Here is a 1,573-nt window from a genome sequence, read left to right on the forward strand (position 1 = left end):
ACGGGCCTCGTCCATCTCCTCAGGTGTCACACCCGATACAAGATCACACGCTACCGATCACACGGAAATTGAGCTACCTAACGAAGCCCTACTAGGAGCGTGTCCCAGTAACCGGCGCCCCGCCTGTGTTTCTTGATCATTCGTGCGGGATGATGGCGGTATGGGTGGTGGGGATGGGTTGTTCGAGGTCGAGCCGGTCGAGAAGAGGCAGCCGCAGGGCCGTGGGGCGGTGGTGGACAAGCGGTTCCGGGCGTTCGATCCGCACCAGGTTCTGCTGCTGCCCCCGTCGCTGGACGACTGGCTGCCCCAGGACCATCTCGCCCGGTTCGTCGCCGACCTGGTCGACGAGGTGCTGGACCTGGGACCGATCCTGGCCGACTACACCGAGAAGCGTGGCTACCGCGCCCTACGACCCGCGGCTGATGCTGCGTCTGCTGATCTACGGCTACACCACCGGGGTGCGCTCCTCACGGGCGATCGAGCGCAGGTGCGCCGACGACATCGCGTTCCGGTTCCTGGCCGGCGACCAGGCCCCGGACTTCCGCTCCATCTCGCGGTTCCGCCGCCGCCACCTGGACGCGCTCGCCGACCTGTTCACCCAGTCCCTGCACCTCGCGACCAAGCTCGGCATGGTCAAGATGGGCCGCGTCGCCCTGGACGGCACGAAGCTGGAGGCCAGCACCTCCAAGCGCAAGGCGATGAGCTACGGCCGCCTGATCGAGAAGGAAGAGCGGATCGAGGCCGAGACAGCCCAACTGGAGGCCATGGCCCAGGCGCTGCTGACCGATGCCGAGGCCACCGACACCGCCGAGGACCAGACCTTCGGCGTCGACGGGAAGGACGTGGATCTGCCCGCCGAACTCGACCGACGCGAGAAGCGCCTGGCCAAGCTCCAGGCAGCCCGCTCGCAGATCGAGGCCGAAGCCGCCGACAAAGCACGCCACCACGCCGAGGACAAGGAAGCCGCCGCCAGGAGCGCGCCGGCACCGGCGACGAGCAGGCCGTCACCGACGCCGGGCACAAGGCCGCCGCGAACGCGCGCCCCAAGCCCAAGGCCCAGGCCAACTTCACCGACCCCGACTCGCGGATCATGAAGAACAGCGACGGCGCCTACATCCAGGCATACAACGCCCAGGCCGTCGTCGACGAGGAACACCAGGTCATCACCGCCGCCGACGTGACGACCAACGCCTCGGACGCGCCGAACTACACCACGATGCTCGACCAGTCCGCAGCGAACACCGGCGTCCACCCCAAGCAGGCGCTGGTCGACGCCGGCTACTGCTCCGAGACCAACCTCGAAGCCGTGAAGGAACGCCAACGGGCCTGCGGCACCGACACGTTCATGGCCACCGGCCGCCTCGCCCACGACCAACAGGTCCCGCTGTCGGCGTACGGACTTAGATCCCCAGTCTCGTACCTTTCTTTGTCCCCATCTGTCAGGCCACGTCCGTCTCACGCTCGATGGCCTGGAGACGGTTCTTGAGTCGGTAGCTGGGGCCGTTGATCGGGACGACTTCACAGTGGTGCAGGAGGCGGTCGAGGATCGCGGTAGCGAGGACTTCGTCGCCGA

General features: G+C 67.2%; 2 protein-coding genes and 1 pseudogene. 1 reads left to right on the forward strand and 2 read right to left on the reverse strand.

Features of this window, described 5'->3' with window-relative positions; translation table 11 throughout:
• Positions 1–136: 136 nt before the first annotated feature.
• Positions 137–316, reverse strand: a complete 180-nt coding sequence (locus ACFY2B_RS46155; protein WP_390769049.1) for a hypothetical protein — start codon at positions 314–316, stop codon at positions 137–139.
• Here ACFY2B_RS46155 and ACFY2B_RS46160 point away from each other — a divergent pair.
• A pseudogene (locus tag ACFY2B_RS46160) lies at positions 233–1,399 on the forward strand (IS1182 family transposase); the annotation flags it as partial. The gene ACFY2B_RS46155 and the pseudogene ACFY2B_RS46160 sit on opposite strands and share 84 nt — an antisense overlap.
• 40 nt (positions 1,400–1,439) lie before the next feature.
• Here the strand turns inward: ACFY2B_RS46160 and ACFY2B_RS46165 are convergent.
• Positions 1,440–1,573, reverse strand: a 134-nt coding sequence (locus tag ACFY2B_RS46165) for an ATP-binding protein (RefSeq protein WP_390769048.1), incomplete at its 5' end; no start/stop codon positions are given.

The sequence above is a fragment of the Streptomyces sp. NPDC001270 genome, from assembly GCF_042896695.1.
Taxonomy (GTDB): Bacteria; Actinomycetota; Actinomycetes; order Streptomycetales; family Streptomycetaceae; genus Streptomyces.

Bases quoted from the DNA above. Each gene is read 5' to 3' on its own strand.
- ACFY2B_RS46155 (WP_390769049.1), bottom strand. From the start codon at position 316: ATGGTCCTGGGGCAGCCAGTCGTCCAGCGACGGGGGCAGCAGCAGAAC.